General features: G+C 54.0%; 15 protein-coding genes. 5 read left to right on the forward strand and 10 right to left on the reverse strand.

The window, feature by feature from the left end; translation table 11 throughout:
• Window positions 1–536 precede the first annotated feature (536 nt).
• On the reverse strand, window positions 537–1,475 hold the full coding sequence (gene lrhA, locus ACOTZD_RS03125) for a transcriptional regulator LrhA (protein WP_003861473.1): 939 nt from the start codon (window positions 1,473–1,475) through the stop codon (window positions 537–539).
• Window positions 1,476–2,412: 937 nt separating this feature from the next.
• Between lrhA and alaA the strand changes: the two genes are divergently transcribed.
• Together alaA and yfbR are read left to right on the forward strand one after the other, a co-directional pair.
• Window positions 2,413–3,627 carry an alanine transaminase AlaA gene (gene alaA / locus ACOTZD_RS03130; RefSeq protein WP_003861471.1) on the forward strand — a complete coding sequence of 405 codons (1,215 nt, stop codon included), beginning with the start codon at window positions 2,413–2,415 and terminating at the stop codon, window positions 3,625–3,627.
• A gap of 117 nt (window positions 3,628–3,744) precedes the next feature.
• Complete coding sequence (yfbR, locus tag ACOTZD_RS03135) at window positions 3,745–4,344, forward strand: 5'-deoxynucleotidase (RefSeq protein WP_003861468.1); 600 nt, start codon at window positions 3,745–3,747, stop codon at window positions 4,342–4,344.
• 53 nt (window positions 4,345–4,397) lie between these two features.
• Here yfbR and ACOTZD_RS03140 read toward each other — a convergent pair whose 3' ends face one another.
• The 4 genes from ACOTZD_RS03140 to yfbV form a co-directional block, all read right to left on the reverse strand.
• On the reverse strand, window positions 4,398–6,230 hold the full coding sequence (locus ACOTZD_RS03140) for an SLC13 family permease (protein WP_023314585.1): 1,833 nt from the start codon (window positions 6,228–6,230) through the stop codon (window positions 4,398–4,400).
• 75 nt (window positions 6,231–6,305) lie between these two features.
• On the reverse strand, window positions 6,306–6,965 hold the full coding sequence (locus ACOTZD_RS03145) for a sugar phosphatase (protein ID WP_174402091.1): 660 nt from the start codon (window positions 6,963–6,965) through the stop codon (window positions 6,306–6,308).
• A gap of 11 nt (window positions 6,966–6,976) precedes the next feature.
• Complete coding sequence (locus tag ACOTZD_RS03150; RefSeq protein WP_003861461.1) at window positions 6,977–7,471, reverse strand: YfbU family protein; 495 nt, start codon at window positions 7,469–7,471, stop codon at window positions 6,977–6,979.
• Between the two features lie 92 nt (window positions 7,472–7,563).
• Window positions 7,564–8,019, reverse strand: a complete 456-nt coding sequence (gene yfbV, locus ACOTZD_RS03155) for a terminus macrodomain insulation protein YfbV (RefSeq protein ID WP_003861459.1) — start codon at window positions 8,017–8,019, stop codon at window positions 7,564–7,566.
• 337 nt (window positions 8,020–8,356) lie between these two features.
• Here yfbV and ackA point away from each other — a divergent pair, with 337 nt between their 5' ends.
• Window positions 8,357–9,559, forward strand: a complete 1,203-nt coding sequence (ackA, locus tag ACOTZD_RS03160; RefSeq protein WP_015572267.1) for an acetate kinase — start codon at window positions 8,357–8,359, stop codon at window positions 9,557–9,559.
• 75 nt (window positions 9,560–9,634) lie between these two features.
• Window positions 9,635–11,776: a phosphate acetyltransferase gene (gene pta, locus ACOTZD_RS03165; RefSeq protein WP_022651538.1), complete on the forward strand. Its 2,142-nt coding sequence runs from the start codon at window positions 9,635–9,637 to the stop codon at window positions 11,774–11,776.
• Window positions 11,777–11,883: 107 nt separating this feature from the next.
• Here pta and ACOTZD_RS03170 read toward each other — a convergent pair whose 3' ends face one another.
• The 5 genes from ACOTZD_RS03170 to ACOTZD_RS03190 form a co-directional block, all read right to left on the reverse strand.
• Entirely contained in the window at window positions 11,884–12,837 is a 954-nt protein-coding gene (locus ACOTZD_RS03170) for a transketolase family protein (RefSeq protein WP_003861452.1), read from the reverse strand.
• A complete protein-coding gene (locus ACOTZD_RS03175; protein ID WP_022651539.1) occupies window positions 12,830–13,660 on the reverse strand; it encodes a transketolase in 831 nt (276 codons plus the stop codon). Before ACOTZD_RS03175 ends, ACOTZD_RS03170 begins: the two co-directional genes overlap by 8 nt.
• Window positions 13,657–15,048 carry a PTS ascorbate transporter subunit IIC gene (locus ACOTZD_RS03180; RefSeq protein ID WP_022651540.1) on the reverse strand — a complete coding sequence of 464 codons (1,392 nt, stop codon included), beginning with the start codon at window positions 15,046–15,048 and terminating at the stop codon, window positions 13,657–13,659. The genes ACOTZD_RS03175 and ACOTZD_RS03180 overlap by 4 nt, the downstream gene beginning before the upstream one ends.
• A 21-nt stretch (window positions 15,049–15,069) precedes the next feature.
• Window positions 15,070–15,342: a PTS sugar transporter subunit IIB gene (locus tag ACOTZD_RS03185; protein ID WP_003861447.1), complete on the reverse strand. Its 273-nt coding sequence runs from the start codon at window positions 15,340–15,342 to the stop codon at window positions 15,070–15,072.
• Window positions 15,343–15,421: 79 nt separating this feature from the next.
• Window positions 15,422–15,865 carry a PTS sugar transporter subunit IIA gene (locus ACOTZD_RS03190; protein ID WP_022651541.1) on the reverse strand — a complete coding sequence of 148 codons (444 nt, stop codon included), beginning with the start codon at window positions 15,863–15,865 and terminating at the stop codon, window positions 15,422–15,424.
• A gap of 236 nt (window positions 15,866–16,101) precedes the next feature.
• Between ACOTZD_RS03190 and ACOTZD_RS03195 the strand changes: the two genes are divergently transcribed.
• The gene (locus ACOTZD_RS03195) at window positions 16,102–17,121 is read left to right on the forward strand and encodes a LacI family DNA-binding transcriptional regulator (RefSeq protein WP_109948976.1); all 1,020 of its coding nucleotides are present in this window, start codon (window positions 16,102–16,104) and stop codon (window positions 17,119–17,121) included.

Raw genomic sequence — 17,121 nt, forward strand, 5'->3', positions numbered from 1 at the left:
ACTGTCAGAAATGAGACATAGACAGCAAAATGATGGGGTTTTTTACTCCTTTCTATAACCTTTTGTCAACTTTAACAAAGGTTTCTTCACATTAAATTACAACGTGCGATTCTCATTAACATTTGGTGCCCTTTAACCCTGGTGGGTACATGACTTTCCGTCAAATGCATCTTGTTGAATCGTGTCCGTTTTGGAAGTAAAAAAAATAACCCTCCTATTTTGACAGGATTTGCCAACGATTCCTCCCCCCAAATGGGAGTATTTTCTTGATCTGAGACACGCTTTTGTTAATTCAATCAAAAAAACAGCAACATATTTCCTGTTTTTTTAACATCGGTGGGGTATGAGGTAAGTTAGTACAGGTCTTGTTTACATCTTAATCAAAAGCATTTTCTGCATTGATAAATAAGCGGTATTTGCTTTATCCCTGCTCCGCCCGCGGTTATGAATAGCAAAAAAAACCACTCGCAGGAAAAAATCATGCGAGTGGCTCTTTTTTGCACTTACATTTTGTTACGAGAATTTTGAGGGAATGATCACTCAAAATCCCCTTCCACAATCAGGGAGTCATCCCCTCCTTCAGGAGTAACAGCCGCGTACTGCCATGGATTGTGGTAGTTTTCCATTGCCTCGAATACCACTTTTGCCAGCTCGTTGTTGCTGGCGGCGTTATGGCACAGCAGGTACTCCGTATCCGGCAACGACGGGAGTCCCTCGGATTGACCCAGCACACGCAGATCGGGGCTCATCATTTCCACCGGACGGGCCGTTACGCCAAGCCCAGCCTTCACCGCCGCTCGCACTGCGGGCAAGGTTGACGCCACGTACGCCAGGCGCCATGGAATACTGGCTTCGTTGAGTGCTGCCAGCACCATATCGCGGAACGGACTGGGATCATCCAGCAGGACCAGGGGTATCGGCTCACCTTTCTGCAATACATACTCCGCGGCACAGTACCAGTGCGTTGGAGAAGTACGCAGCGTCAGGCTGTCAAACTGGCCAGGTCGATGCGTGGTGACCACCAGGTCAACCTCGTTTTCTGTCAGCATCTCAACCATGAAGGCATTGCGTTTAACGCTAACGTCCAGGGCAAGCTTCGGATAAACCGAGCTAATTCGGTTGAGAAGGAAGGGTAAAATGGTATCTGCTGATTCATCTGACGCCCCTAATGTTAACACTCCCTGAAGGTTGCTAAACATTAATGACATACAGGCTTCATCATTAAAGCGCAGTATCTTTCTGGCATAACCCAGAAGCTGAATACCATGTTCTGTTAAAAGCTTATTACGCCCATGACGCGCAAAAAGCTCTTTACCAACCAGTTGTTCCAGCCGCTGCATTTGCTGACTCACGGCGGACTGGGTACGGCAAACGGCGGCAGCAGCTGCTGCAAAAGTGTTGAGATCGGCGACCGCAACAAACGTTCTCAGCAGATCGAGGTCGAGATTCATTATCGGACGATTTGCATTTATCATATCTTTTCACTTTCAGGTTGCTCGTGCGGAGCTGCCCGGGTTGAAGCTGTGTGTAACAGTTAAGCAATTCCTTCTGAAGAGTTTCCCTCGCATCCCGGCCCGGCAGACTGCCTGACAGATAGTTATTGTACTGCGGTATATCACCAGTCAGAAATCACGTTTCATGACGTTATTTTTATTCTCTTGCGTCCAGGATATTTCTTTGTTTGCAGGTCGATGTAAATACCATAAAGAGTAAGACATGTTTTCTGCCATCTATATCGCAGCGTTGCCAGCGTAGCAAGATGTGACTTACCCAATCAGCCAGAGATAACTTTAACAATAACAATCGATTAATACAGAAAAGCAGAAGCCGATATACGTAACAGGCCTATCGCTATGCTGCATTCCCGAAACACATCTTAACCCAAATCCACTATATTTATAAGTCTTATTGCAATATTAAGGAGTTACCGCCAATGATAAGCAACTACACTCTTTTTATTAAAATTAACGAAAGTTGCATTTTCGTCGTTAATAATAAATAAAGTTTAATTTAGATTCAGGCCATTCATTAATAACCCTTAACATTAATTTCACATGAGTAACTTTTAGCCTGGCTTTGCTAATATGGCAATCGGTATCTCAGCATTCAGGTTTTACGAATGATCACTCAGGGGGACTAATGCATCAGCCCGAATCGTCTTTTTATTTACACTAGAATAAAATTCATAGTTACATGCAATTTTTAGCATAAAAAACCCATTAATAACCTTTATTACGATAAATTCAGGCACAAAATCACTCCCTCGTTAGAGTAAGCGATCACAGCGACATTCCCCGGTGGAACGAAATCTTCTTCTGTGCGCCCTTCAAAACGAAGCGCGGGGGGAGTACATTGTTCCGTGCATACTTCCACGGCAGGAAGTTGCAATAATAGCGAAAAGGTTAAAGGTTCATGTCCCCTATCGAAAAATCCAGCAAGCTCGACAACGTCTGTTACGACATCCGTGGCCCGGTACTCAAAGAGGCAAAACGCCTTGAAGAGGAAGGCAATAAGGTTCTGAAACTCAACATCGGCAACCCCGCGCCATTTGGTTTTGAAGCGCCGGATGAGATCCTGGTGGATGTGATCCGTAACCTGCCCACTGCACAAGGCTACTGCGATTCAAAAGGGCTTTACTCCGCCCGTAAAGCCATCATGCAGCACTATCAGGCTCGCGGTATGCGCGACGTCACCGTTGAAGATATCTACATTGGCAACGGTGTCTCGGAACTGATCGTTCAGGCGATGCAGGCGCTCCTGAACAGCGGCGATGAAATGCTGGTTCCTGCCCCAGATTATCCGCTGTGGACGGCTGCGGTGTCCCTGTCCAGCGGTAAAGCGGTGCACTACCTGTGCGACGAATCCTCTGACTGGTTCCCGGATCTGGATGATATTCGCGCCAAAATTACCCCGCGCACCCGGGGTATCGTGATCATTAACCCGAATAACCCGACGGGCGCGGTCTATTCAAAAGAGCTGCTGATGGAGATCGTCGAGATCGCCCGCCAGCATAACCTGATCATCTTTGCCGACGAGATTTACGACAAGATCCTGTACGACGCGGCGCAGCACCACTCTATCGCCGCGCTGGCACCCGATCTGCTAACGGTCACCTTTAACGGACTGTCTAAAACTTACCGCGTTGCCGGTTTCCGTCAGGGCTGGATGGTACTGAACGGTCCGAAAAAACATGCGAAAGGCTACATTGAAGGGCTGGAGATGCTGGCATCCATGCGTCTGTGCGCCAACGTACCGGCGCAACATGCGATCCAGACAGCACTCGGCGGCTATCAAAGCATCAGCGAGTTTATCGTTCCAGGCGGCCGCCTGTATGAACAGCGCAACCGTGCATGGGAATTGATTAATGATATTCCGGGCGTCTCCTGCGTGAAGCCTAACGGCGCGCTGTACATGTTCCCGAAAATCGACGCGAAGCGCTTTAATATTCACGACGACCAGAAAATGGTGCTTGACTTCCTGTTGCAGGAAAAAGTGCTGCTGGTTCAGGGTACGGCGTTTAACTGGCCGTGGCCGGATCACGTGCGTATCGTCACCCTGCCGCGCGAAGACGATCTCGAAATGGCCATCAGCCGCTTCGGGCGCTTCCTCTCCGGGTACCATCAGTAGCGCTGACTATCCGCCGGGTAGCGCTGCGCTTACCCGGCCTGCAACATCCGCAAATTTGCATCTTCCCTCCCCTCCCCGCACAATGAAGTCTGTCGCAGTGAAGACATAAGGTAACCTATGAGTCAGAGTCATTTCTTTGCCCACCTCTCCCGCCTGAAACTCATCAACCGCTGGCCGCTGATGCGCAACGTGCGCACTGAAAATGTGTCTGAGCACAGTTTACAGGTTGCCATGGTCGCGCACGCGCTGGCCGCGATTAAAAACCGCAAATTCAACGGGCAGGTGAATGCCGAACGTATCGCCCTGCTGGCGATGTACCACGATGCATCGGAAGTGCTGACCGGCGATCTGCCTACGCCGGTGAAATATTTCAACTCGCAGATTGCCCAGGAATATAAAGCTATTGAGAAGATTGCCCAGCAGAAGCTGATCGACATGGTGCCTGAAGAGCTGCGCGATATCTTCGGGCCGCTCATCGACGAGCATCAGTATACGGAAGAGGAGAAATCCCTGGTTAAGCAGGCCGATGCGCTGTGCGCCTACCTGAAGTGTCTGGAAGAGCTGTCCGCCGGGAATAACGAATTTTTACTGGCAAAAACGCGTCTGGAAAAAACGCTGGAATCTCGTCGCAGCGAAGAGATGGACTACTTTATGCGCGTGTTTGTGCCGAGCTTTCATTTGTCACTGGATGAGATTAGCCAGGATTCGCCGCTGTAGTTTTTTGCCGGGTGGCGGCTCCGCCTTACCCGGCCTACGTTTCTGCACTCACGCTAAAACGGGAATAACACCGGAATTAACACCACGCATACCAGCATTACCAGCACGGTGAACGGCACACCCAGCTTCACGAAATCACTGAACCTATAATTCCCGGGCCCCAGCACCAGCGTATTGACCGGGGAAGAGACCGGCGTCATAAATGCCGCGGACGCCGCCATCGCAACCATCATCGCAAACGGATACGGCGAAACGCCCATCGATTTTGCCATCGCCAGCGCAATGGGCGCCATCAGCACCGCCGTTGCGGTATTGGAGATGAACAAACCAATGGTGGCGCACATGACGAACAGGCAAACCATCATCAGGTACGGACCATATCCCCCGCCCGCGTCCATTAAGCCTTTTACGATCAAATCCACCCCGCCGGTTTTCTGTAGCGCCAGGGCGAAGGGCATCATCCCGACGATGAGAATGATGCTCGGCCAGTGAATCGCTTTGTAAGCGCTTTCGGCGTCGATACAGCGGAATTTGCCCATTAACAGACAGGCGATTATTGCCGCCACCGGGTTAGGGATCTCGTCCGTCAGCATCAGGGCAACCATCAATACCAGGCAAAAAATTGCATGGGGCGCCTGGCTGTGCGCCGGTGATGCATCGCTCTCTTCAATCGGCATATTTAGCACCACAAAATCGCGGCCTTTCTGCCCGAGCTGGCTAATCAGTTTCCAGTTGCCGACCACGAGGAAGATATCCCCCAGCAGGATCGGCTCATCCACCACCGCCCCTTCAAGGGCTACGCCATCGCGCTTCAGGCCTACCACGTTGAGGCCATAGCGGGTACGAAAGCCGATTTCACGCACGGTTTTGCCCAATAACTCCGATTCCGGGATCAGCGACACCTCGGCCATTCCCACATCCAGCGCCTGGTCAGAGAAATACTCGCCGCGCAGGACCATCGGCTCCAGCAGCTGCTCACTACAAAACTCCCGCAGATCCACGTCTGCGGTGGACATATCAATCAGCAGGACGTCACGCGCGCGAAACTCTGACACCCCGTTCACGTTAACGATCACCCGACGAAAACGACGCCAGCGCTCAACCCCGATGACGTTCGCGCCATAGCGTTCGCGTAGCTTAAGGTCATCCAGCCGCTGCCCCACCATAGGCGACCCCGGGCGGATAGCCAGACGTCGGGCACGCCCGGTCAGACGATACTCTTTAATCAGATCGCGGAAAGAGCGCCGCTTCCAGCCCTCTTTGGCTTTATCCTGCTTCTCCCCTTTCAGCGCAAAACGGGTCAATAGCATATAGATAATGCCCATCACCAGTACCACCAGCCCGATCGGCGTAACGCTGAAAAAGCTAAACCCCTCAAGCCCCTCACGGATCAGTTCGCTGTTCACGACGAGGTTCGGCGGCGTCGCGACCAGCGTCATCATGCCGCTGATGAGCCCGGCGAAGCTCAACGGCATCATCAGCCGCGAAGGGGAGATCTGCATCCTCATGCAGACGCTCAGCACGACCGGAATAAAGATGGCCACGACGCCCGTAGAGCTCATAAACGCGCCCAGCCCGGCGACCGTCAGCATCAGGTAAATCAGCATTTTGGTTTCGCTGCTGCCCGCCACTTTCACCAGCCACGACCCCATCATTGTCGCCACGCCGGTGCGGACCAGCCCGTCGCCAATAATAAACAGAGCGGCAATCAAAATAACGTTGGGATCGCTAAACCCGGAAAAGGCTTCCGGCAGGGAAAGGGTACCGCTTAGAACGAATGCGACAATCACAAACAGGGCGACGGCATCCATGCGCACCTTGCCCGTGGCAAAAAGAATGATGGCGATTAACAGCAGGCTCAGGACCCAAATCAGTTCACCGTTCACAACATGTCCTTGTCAGTGGAGGAGAAGCAATTCTGCCATAAAAAAGCCCCGGTAATGCGGGGCTATATCATGGGATTACATTTTTAGCGAGACGGTTACAACTCCGTCTGACGCCTTCGAGACGTCGATGGCGGTCAGGGTGTTAAGCACGAAATCCGCCTCCTCCAGCCGGGGGGAACCCGCCGGGACGTTAACGGCAATGACGTGGCTGCCGGCGTTCAGCCCGGCCAGCACGCCTGCCGCCGCGTCTTCCACCACCACGCACTCTGCTGGCGCAAGGCCGAGCAGTTCAGCGCCGAGCAGGAACGCATCCGGTTCAGGCTTGCCGCGCTTCACGCGCTCAGCGGTAATGAAGACGTCCGGCGTCGGCAAACCTGCCGCCTTATGGCGTGCATGCGCGACGGGAACCGAGCCGGAGGTGACGATAGCCCACGGGATCTGCGCTTCATTCAGGTGCTCAAGCAGTTCGTGCGCACCGGGCAGCGCGGTGATACCCTCGGTATCGGTAGCTTCAATCTGCTCAAGATAGCGGAACTCCGCCTGAATCTCTTCCTCAGAACGTCCCGCAAGGAAGTGCCGCAATGAGGTAATGGCCTGTTTGCCATGGATGAAATTTAGTACGTCCTGATGGTCAATGCCGTGCCGGTCGGCCCAGTGGCACCACGAGCGCTCCACCACCGGCAGCGAATCCACCAGCGTACCGTCCAGATCAAACAGAAAACCTTTACACTGCACACGCACCTCCGTCAGGCATTAATGATTTGTTGAATTTCGTTGCTGCTTAAATGGTACTGGCGCGGACAGGCGTGCCACGCGCTCAGCATACGTTGATACTTATCCCACATCGGGGTCTGGGCGTTGAAGCCGTGCGTACCCGCATCAAAATGGGTGTAGCGACCTTCGGTATTCACCATAAAGCGTACATAGCTCAGATAGCGCGCTTCCGTCGCAGCATCAAAGCCCAGGAACGTCACGCGGCGCTCGTCAATGGTCTGCTGGTCCTTCAGATTGGTCCAGGACACATGCAGCGCATGGTACATCTCCATGATGTCGATAACGATACGGCAGGTTTCCTCTTTCAGTTCGCCAAATTCGCGATCCAGTTCGCGCATCTGCAAGCCAAAACCACGTTCAACAATGGTTTGCAGGCGGCTGTAGCGCGCAGCGTTATCGGGATCAAGCATAGTCATCATCTTGTACTGGTTAGACAAAATCAGACGTTGAGCATGGGTCATTTCCATCTTTCGACTCCTGTAGCGCATTGCACTGTAAAAAAAAGACACGGTAACTGATTGTTACTGTGCCTTCTTTTGGTCGTCGTTTCGATGATCAATCACAAGTCATCGAGGAATGTTTTATCAAGCTGTTTAAACGCACGCTTGAGGGTATCCGCCAGCGCCTGATAGTCCGGCTTACCTTCAACCGGTGCCAGCGCCTGGCCAGCCTCTTCCAGTTTTCCACGCACTTCATAAAACCAGTGTAAAATAGAAGGCGGAAGTGGCGTGACGGAACGTTTACCTAACCACCATAGCCCCTGCATCGGCAGGCTTAACGCAAAGAGCGCCGTCGCGACGGCAGGGCCAAGCTGCCCACCTAACGCTATCTGCCAGCACAGGGTAAAAACGGCAATCGGGGGCATAAAGCGAATCGCATAGCGCGTGGCGCGAATAGTGCGATTTTCAATAAACATGGGCGCGAGGCGCTTTTCCATCGGCCATGTCTTTGCGTAATGCTGTCCCCGACGAAACAGACTAAAAAAGTTCACGGACGGGATTTCGGGTGTCGACATGGCTGTACCTCAACTTCACATATAAAAATTAAAATTTTCGTGCAAAACCACAACAGGCTATGACAACGTTCAAAATATTTTGTCATCGCTACCCCGTATCGGGTATCCTGTGCCAGCCTGATAGGGCCGTAGACGATAAGCGTTAACTCGTCAAATTATCGCATATTATGCCATTGTCTGAAAAATGTTCAAAATGGCTTAAAATCATAGGTATTTCTTTCATCCTGCCAGAATGTTCGTTTGGCATGATGTTAATCATAAATGTCTGGGTCAGCATGCGTTACGCTTTTAGACTCACTGACGTTTTTTTAGCCACGTATCAATAATAGGTACTTCCATGTCGAGTAAGTTAGTACTGGTTCTGAACTGCGGTAGCTCCTCACTGAAATTCGCCATCATCGATGCGCTCAACGGTGACGAGTACCTCTCTGGTTTGGCCGAATGTTTCCATCTGCCTGAAGCACGTATCAAGTGGAAGATGGACGGCAGCAAACAAGAAGCGGCTTTAGGTGCAGGCGCCGCTCACAGTGAAGCGCTGAACTTTATCGTTAACACTATTCTGGCACAAAAACCAGAACTGTCTGCTCAGCTGACCGCAATTGGTCACCGTATCGTCCACGGCGGCGAAAAATACACCAGTTCCGTGGTAATCGACGACTCCGTGATTCAGGGTATCAAAGACTCTGCGTCTTTCGCACCGCTGCATAACCCGGCTCACCTGATCGGTATCGCTGAAGCACTGAAATCCTTCCCGAGTCTGAAAGACAAAAACGTGGCCGTGTTTGATACTGCGTTCCATCAGACCATGCCGGAAGAGTCTTACCTCTATGCCCTGCCATACAGCCTGTACAAAGAGCACGGCGTCCGTCGTTACGGCGCTCACGGTACCAGCCACTTCTATGTGACTCAGGAAGCCGCAAAAGTGCTGAACAAGCCGGTTGAAGAAGTCAACATTATCACCTGCCACCTGGGCAACGGTGGTTCTGTTTCCGCTATCCGCAACGGTAAGTGTGTTGACACCTCTATGGGTCTGACCCCGCTGGAAGGTCTGGTGATGGGTACCCGTTCCGGTGATATCGACCCGGCGATCATCTTCCACCTGCACGACACCCTGGGCATGAGCGTTGACGACATCAACAAAATGCTGACCAAAGAGTCTGGCCTGCTGGGCCTGACCGAGGTCACCAGCGACTGCCGTTACGTTGAAGACAACTACGCAGAAAAAGCTGACGCTAAACGTGCAATGGACGTTTATTGCCACCGCCTGGCGAAGTACATCGGTTCTTACACCGCGCTGATGGAAGGCCGTCTGGATGCTGTTATCTTCACCGGTGGTATCGGTGAGAACGCGGCAATGGTACGTGAACTGTCCCTGGGCAAACTGGGCGTTCTGGGCTTCGAAGTTGATCATGAGCGTAACCTGGCTGCCCGCTTCGGCAAGTCTGGCTTCATCAACAAAGAAGGCACCCGCCCTGCTATCGTTATTCCAACTAACGAAGAGCTGGTCATCGCGCAAGACGCACACCGCCTGACTGCCTGATTCCACACCGCCAGCAATGCTGGCGGTGCTGTTTTGTAACCCGCCCAACGCGGCGGTAACGAAAGAGGATAAACCGTGTCCCGTACTATTATGCTGATCCCTACCGGAACCAGCGTCGGCCTGACCAGCGTCAGCCTCGGCGTGATCCGCGCTATGGAACGCAAAGGCGTTCGTCTGAGCGTCTTTAAGCCTATCGCCCAGCCACGTGCCGGTGGCGATGCGCCAGACCAGACCACCACCATCGTTCGCAAGAACTCCAATCTGCCAGCGGCTGAACCGTTGAAGATGAGCCACGTTGAATCTCTGCTCTCCAGCAACCAGAAAGACGTGCTGATGGAAGAGATCATTGCCAACTACCACGCAAACGCGCAGGACGCGGAAGTGGTGCTGGTTGAAGGCCTGGTCCCGACCCGTAAACACCAGTTTGCCCAGTCTCTGAACTTTGAAATCGCGAAAACCCTGAACGCAGAGATCGTTTTTGTGATGTCTCAGGGCACGGATACCCCAGAGCAGCTGAAAGAGCGTATCGAACTGACGCGCAGCAGCTTCGGCGGTGCGAAAAACACCAGCATCACCGGCGTGATTGTTAACAAGCTGAACGCGCCAGTAGATGAGCAGGGCCGTACGCGTCCTGACCTGTCCGAAATTTTTGACGACTCCTCCAAAGCGAAAGTCATCAAAGTTGACCCGGCTAAGTTGCAGGATTCCAGCCCGCTGCCTGTTCTGGGCGCGGTGCCATGGAGCTTCGATCTGATTGCCACCCGTGCAATCGATATGGCGCGTCACCTGAACGCCACCGTGATCAACGAAGGCGATATCAACACCCGCCGCGTGAAGTCCGTAACCTTCTGCGCACGTAGCATTCCACACATGCTGGAACACTTCCGCGCAGGTTCACTGCTGGTGACCTCTGCTGACCGTCCAGACGTGCTGGTTGCAGCGTGCCTGGCTGCAATGAACGGCGTGGAAATCGGTGCAATTCTGCTGACCGGCGGCTATGAAATGGACGCGCGTATCAGCAAGCTGTGCGAGCGTGCGTTCGCCACTGGCCTGCCAGTCTTCATGGTGAACACCAACACCTGGCAGACCTCCCTGAGCCTGCAAAGCTTCAACCTCGAAGTGCCGGTTGATGACCACGAGCGTATCGAGAAAGTTCAGGAATACGTTGCGGGCTACATCAATGCGGACTGGATCGAATCCCTGACTGCGACCTCCGAGCGCAGCCGTCGTCTGTCTCCTCCAGCCTTCCGTTACCAGCTGACCGAGCTGGCGCGTAAAGCGGGCAAACGCGTGGTTCTGCCAGAAGGCGACGAACCACGTACCGTTAAAGCGGCAGCCATCTGTGCAGAACGCGGTATCGCGACCTGTGTGCTGCTGGGTAACCCGGATGAGATCAACCGCGTTGCGGCGTCTCAGGGCGTTGAGCTGGGCGCTGGCATTGAGATCGTTGACCCGGAAGTGGTTCGCGAAAGCTACGTTGCTCGCCTGGTTGAACTGCGTAAGAACAAGGGCATGACCGAAGCCGTTGCGCGCGAGCAGCTGGAAGACAACGTCGTGCTGGGTACGCTGATGCTGGAGCAGGACGAAGTTGACGGTCTGGTTTCCGGTGCGGTTCACACCACCGCGAACACCATCCGTCCACCGTTGCAGTTGATCAAAACCGCACCGGGCAGCTCTCTGGTCTCCTCCGTGTTCTTCATGCTGCTGCCTGAACAGGTTTATGTTTACGGCGACTGCGCGATCAACCCGGATCCAACCGCAGAGCAGCTGGCAGAAATCGCTATCCAGTCTGCGGACTCCGCGATTGCCTTCGGTATCGAACCGCGCGTCGCGATGCTCTCATACTCCACCGGTACCTCTGGTGCAGGCAGTGACGTAGAGAAAGTCCGTGAAGCGACCCGCATTGCGCAGGAAAAACGTCCGGATCTGATGATCGACGGCCCGCTCCAGTACGATGCCGCGGTAATGGCTGACGTGGCGAAATCCAAAGCGCCAAACTCGCCGGTTGCAGGTCGTGCTACCGTGTTCATCTTCCCGGATCTGAACACCGGTAACACCACCTATAAAGCGGTACAGCGTTCAGCAGACCTGATCTCCATCGGGCCAATGCTGCAAGGCATGCGCAAACCTGTGAACGACCTGTCCCGTGGTGCGCTGGTTGACGATATCGTCTACACCATCGCGCTGACGGCGATCCAGTCTTCGCAACAGCAGTAATGTTTTGCCGGATGGCGCTTCGCTTATCCGGCCTACAGGACCGTAGGCCCGGTAAGCGCCAGCGCCACCGGGCAACAAAAAGGCGACCACACGGTCGCCTTTTTTTATTACAACAGCTCCCGCGCCGCCGACACAATGTCATGTGCCGTCAGGCCATACTCCTTTTGCAAGAAGTCCTGCGTGCCCACCTGACCATATCGTTCCTTCACCCCCACCCGACGCAGGGGCACCGGACAGGTTTCCACCAGCACTTCCGCCACCGCCGACCCCAGCCCGTTGTGAATGCTGTGGTTTTCGCAGGTCACAATACGCCCGGTTTTCTCGGCATAGTTTTTCACCAGCATCCGATCGATAGGCTTCAGGGTAAACATGTCGATGACCGCTGCGCTTACCCCCTCCTGCTCCAGCTGGCGCGCCGCCTCCAGCGCTTCCGCCACCATAATGCCGTTAGCAATCAAGGTAATATCGGTTCCCTCGCGCAGCACGTTGCCCTTGCCGATGGTGAAGGTTGACCCCGGGGCATACACGCTCGGGGCCTGTTTACGGATGGTCCTCACCCAGTAGAAGCCTTCCAGGTCGATAAGCTGACGCAGCACATCTTCGAACATCACCGCATCGGTCACCTCCAGCACCACTGAATGCGCCAGACCGCGCACGATGCCCATGTCCTCGAACGACATATGCGTCCCGCCGTTGTGGCAGGCCGTCACGCCCGCATCCGAGGCAATCACCTTCACGTTATTGCGCTGGTAGTCCAGGGACATAAACAGCTGGTCGAAGCAGCGACGGCTGGCAAAGGCGGTAAAGGTATGGACGAACGGCTTACGTCCGGTGAGCGACAGCCCGGCGGCCGTCCCAATCACGTTAGCCTCCATAATGCCGCAGTTGATGACGTGCTGTGGATAATCACGCGCTACGCCGTCCATCGCCATCGAACTCATCAGATCCGCTTCGAGCGCAATAATCTCGCTCCCGGCCTCAATCTGTTTTGCCACAAAACCCGCGTAGACCTTACGCATCTCAACGGCATCTTTCTGTCCTGTCGGTGCAACCTTAATCATGTGAAGCCTCCAGTTGGCGAATCGTCTCGTTGAGCGCCGCTTTGCTCTCCTCAGTTAATCGCAGGTGATGCGAGTTGCTGAGCTGTTCCAGGTATGGCACCCCCTGCCCTTTGATGCTGTCGAGGATCACCACCCGCGGACGCGCATCGGCCGCAGGGATCGGCGCGGTCACCTCCAGCAGCGCCGGAATGTCATCCCCTTTCACCGTTACCACGTCAAAACCAAAGGCGCGGAATTTGCCTTCCAGGTCGAAGGCGCTGATGATTTCGTCCAGCTCGCCGTCGAGCTGCTGTTTGTTCCAGTCCACGAATACCGTCAGGTTGTTCAGTCGATGGTGAGCAATAAACTGGAAGGCTTCCCAGCACTGTCCTTCGTTCAGCTCCCCGTCACCGACGATGCAGAACACCCGGTTTGGCCTTCCTGCCAGCTTGTGCGACAGCGCCATGCCGCCAGCAATGGAGATCCCCTGCCCCAGTGATCCGGTGGTGGCATCCACGCCGCGTGTTTTCAGGCGATCCGGGTGACTTGGCAGACGCGTCCCGTTCTGGTTCAGCGTGCTCAGCTCGTCAATCGGGAAGTAGCCCTTAATCGCCAGCGTACTGTACAGCGCCGGGCCCGCATGGCCTTTCGACAGCACAAAGTAATCGCGCTCTGGCCAGTCCGGATCGGCCGGGTCAATTTTCATCACCGCGCCGTACAGCACCGCCAGCGTTTCAACGACTGACATGCTGCCGCCGTAGTGCCCAAAACCCAGCTGCGTAAGGGATTTCAGCGTCTCAAGGCGAATCTGACGCGCCAGTTCGGTTATTTCATTCTCATTCATGATTTGGCTCCGGGGTTTTCCTGCGCGTTACCGCTGGCAGGTTTGTTTTTAGCGAAGACGTTGTAGGCCACCAGCAGCGCGAACAACACAACAACCAGTCCGGTGATGGCAAACGGCGACAGGAAGCGCGCCAGGTTGCCCAGCACAATCCCGACCGCACCAAAATCAGCGTCCGAGAAGGTCGTATTCGCAAAGCCAATTGCGCCCAGAACAGGCAGCAGCAGGACCGGGAGGAAGGTGATCAGCAGTCCGTTAGCAAAGGCGCCAATCATTGCCCCGCGGCGTCCACCGGTGGCGTTACCAAACACGCCCGCCGTTGCACCGGTGAAGAAATGCGGCACGACGCCCGGCAGGATCAGCACCCAGCTAAACTGACCGCAGATGAACAAGCCCACAATTCCGCCGAGGAAACTAAACAGGAAGCCAATCAGCACCGCGTTTGGCGCATACGGGTAGACTACCGGGCAGTCCAGCGCAGGCCGCGCATTGGGCACCAGTTTTTCCGAGAAGCCAGTAAAGGCCGGGACGATTTCCGCCAGAATCAGGCGCACGCCCTGCAAGATGATGAACACGCCTGCCGCGAAGGTGATGGCCATAATGATGGCGTACACCAGGTAGTTTTGGCCGCCGCTGAAGGTGGCCTCCACGTACTCACGTCCGGCGCTCACCGCCATGATCAGGTAGATAATCATCATGGTCAGGGAGATGGAGATTGAACTGTCACGCAGGAAGCTAAGGTTCTTCGGCAGGTTCATCTCTTCGGTGGAGCGCGAACCTTTACCGACCTTGCTGCCAATCCAGCCGGACAGCACGTAGCCCAGCGTGCCGAAATGACCGAAGGCGATCTCATCGTTGCCGGTAATACGCTTCATATAGCGCTGCGCAATCGCCGGGAAGAAGGCCATAATCAGGCCGAGGATCAACGAGCCGGTAAAGACCAGCCCGACCCCCTCGAAGCCTGCAACCGTCAGGATCACGCCAATCATGCATGCCATGTAGAAGGTGTGATGCCCGGTGAGGAAGATGTATTTCAGGCGGGTAAAGCGCGCAACAATAATATTCGCCACCATCCCGAAGGCCATAATGAGCGCGGTGGAAGCGCCATATTTTTCCAGGGCAATCGACACAATAGCTTCATTGTTGGGAATAATGCCCTGAATATTAAAGGCGTGCTCAAACATACCGCCGAGCGGATTTAATGAGCCCACCAGCACGGTTGCGCCGCCGCCCAGTACAATAAAGCCGAGAATGGTTTTAATTGTGCCTTTTACCACATCCGAAAAGGCTTTTTTCTGCGCCACAAGACCAATCAGGGCAATTAAACCGACCAGCACTGAAGGGACTTTTAAAATATCAACAACGAAGTTCAGCGTTTCAAGGATAAACATATCCACCTCGCCTTATCAGGATTATTGTCTTTCGAACCAGGCGCGCAACTGCGCTTCGAGTTCGTTAATATCGATGATATTGTTGATCACCACCAGCTGGCTTTCCGGCACGCTGGCGCTTGCGGCAATGTCTTTCGCCATTACAAACAGGTCCGCCGCGCCCGGCGTAGCCGAGGAGAGATCGGAGTGTTCAACCTCGGCCTCAATTTCCAGTTTTTTGAGCACCTTTTTAATATTCATTTCGACCATAAAACTGCTGCCCAGGCCGGAGCCGCAAATAGCCATGATTTTCATTGTTATCCCCTTTTTTGAGTAGAGTACGCCCCATCACGCTGACGCGTAATGTTGAGATGAATCGGATTAAATAATTAAATCAGAAGCGATCGATGATGGTTTTTATCTCCTCCAGCGTATTCGCCCGATGTAATTCAGCCATATCTTCGTCGCTGGAAAATAATTCCGCTAAGGCTGAGATCATTTCGATATGGCTATGCTTGTCCGGCGCCGCCAGCATCACAATCACATCGACGGGGTCAAACTCACCGGCACCAAAAGAGACACCCTGTTTCAGTTTTAATAATGACAGGCCAAGTCCTTTCGCCCCTTCTTCCGGTCGCGCATGGGGCATTGCCAGCCCTGGAGCCAGCACATAGTAGGGACCTAACGTGTGATGCTGCTCGATGATAGCCGTGACATATTCCGGCGCAATGACCTGCAAATCCAGCAGCGGTTTCGCGCACAGTTCCAGCGCCTGGGGCCAGCTTTCAACGCTATCCTGTAGGATGATGGTTGTATCATATATCCATTTTTTGAGCATTTTTCACTCCCGCTAAAGACCAGACATGGGCAAACTCTATTCAACCCATCAATTAATGACTGCGATCGCGATCACAAAGATAGCGCTACCAACAACTAACATGCAGAACTGTGATAGCGCTATCAAATTACTATCATGGTGCGAAATCACAGCAAAAAAAGGGATTTAAGGCGTATACTGCCTGTCACGTAAAATGAAGGATGAAACTGAATCGCGTCCTGTCAGCAGGAAGATGTATGTCTTTAACCCGAAAACGGCGCAGTACCGGAAAAGTAACGCTCGCGGATGTCGCGCAGCTTGCCGGCGTAGGCACGATGACTGTTTCCCGTGCCCTCCGCACGCCCGAACAGGTTTCCGATAAACTGCGTGAAAAAATTGAAGCCGCGGTGCAGGAGCTGGGATACATGCCCAATCTTGCCGCCAGCGCACTGGCATCGGCATCGTCATGGACGATTGCGATGGTTGTACCCAATCTTTCCGAAGCTGGCTGTTCCGAGATGTTCGCCGGGCTACAGCAGGTGCTCCAGCCAGCCGGATATCAGATCATGCTGGCGGAATCTCAGCATCGTCTTGAACAGGAAGAGAAACTGCTTGAAACGCTGTTGGCCTCGAACATCGCCGCGGCGATACTGCTCAGCGTCGAGCACTCTGATACCGTGCGACACTGGCTAAAAAACGCCTCTATCCCGGTGATGGAAATGGGTGCAATGCGTGCCGATCCGATTGATATGAATATCGGGATTGATAACGTCGCCGCCATGTATGAACTTACCGAGATGGTGATTCAGCGCGGCTACCAGAATATCGGCCTGCTGTGCGCTAACCAGGAACAGTGGATTTTTCAGCAGCATTTGCAGGGCTGGTACAAGGCGATGCTGCGCCACCACCTGGCGCCGAACAGAGTGATTAATGCCGCCATGCCGCCGAACTTCTCCACCGGCGCGGCACAATTGCCAGAGTTCCTGCTGGCGTGGCCGGAGCTGGATGCGCTGGTGTGCGTGTCAGATGAACTGGCCTGCGGCGCGCTGTATGAATGCCAGCGTCGGCGCATCAAGGTGCCGGACGATTTAGCGGTCGTAGGTTTTGGCGACAGCGACGTCAGTCGCGTCTGTCAGCCGCCGCTGACGACGATGGCAGTACCGCATCGCAAGATTGGGGTTGAAGCCGGGAAAGCGTTACTGGAACGTCTTAATGACGGAGACTGGCGCGACCATAAACCCATCGCGTCCAGCCTGTGTCTGCGGGAAAGCTGTTAA

It is taken from the genome of Enterobacter cloacae complex sp. SHL022 (assembly GCF_049237785.1).
GTDB lineage: Bacteria > Pseudomonadota > Gammaproteobacteria > Enterobacterales > Enterobacteriaceae > Enterobacter > Enterobacter hormaechei_C.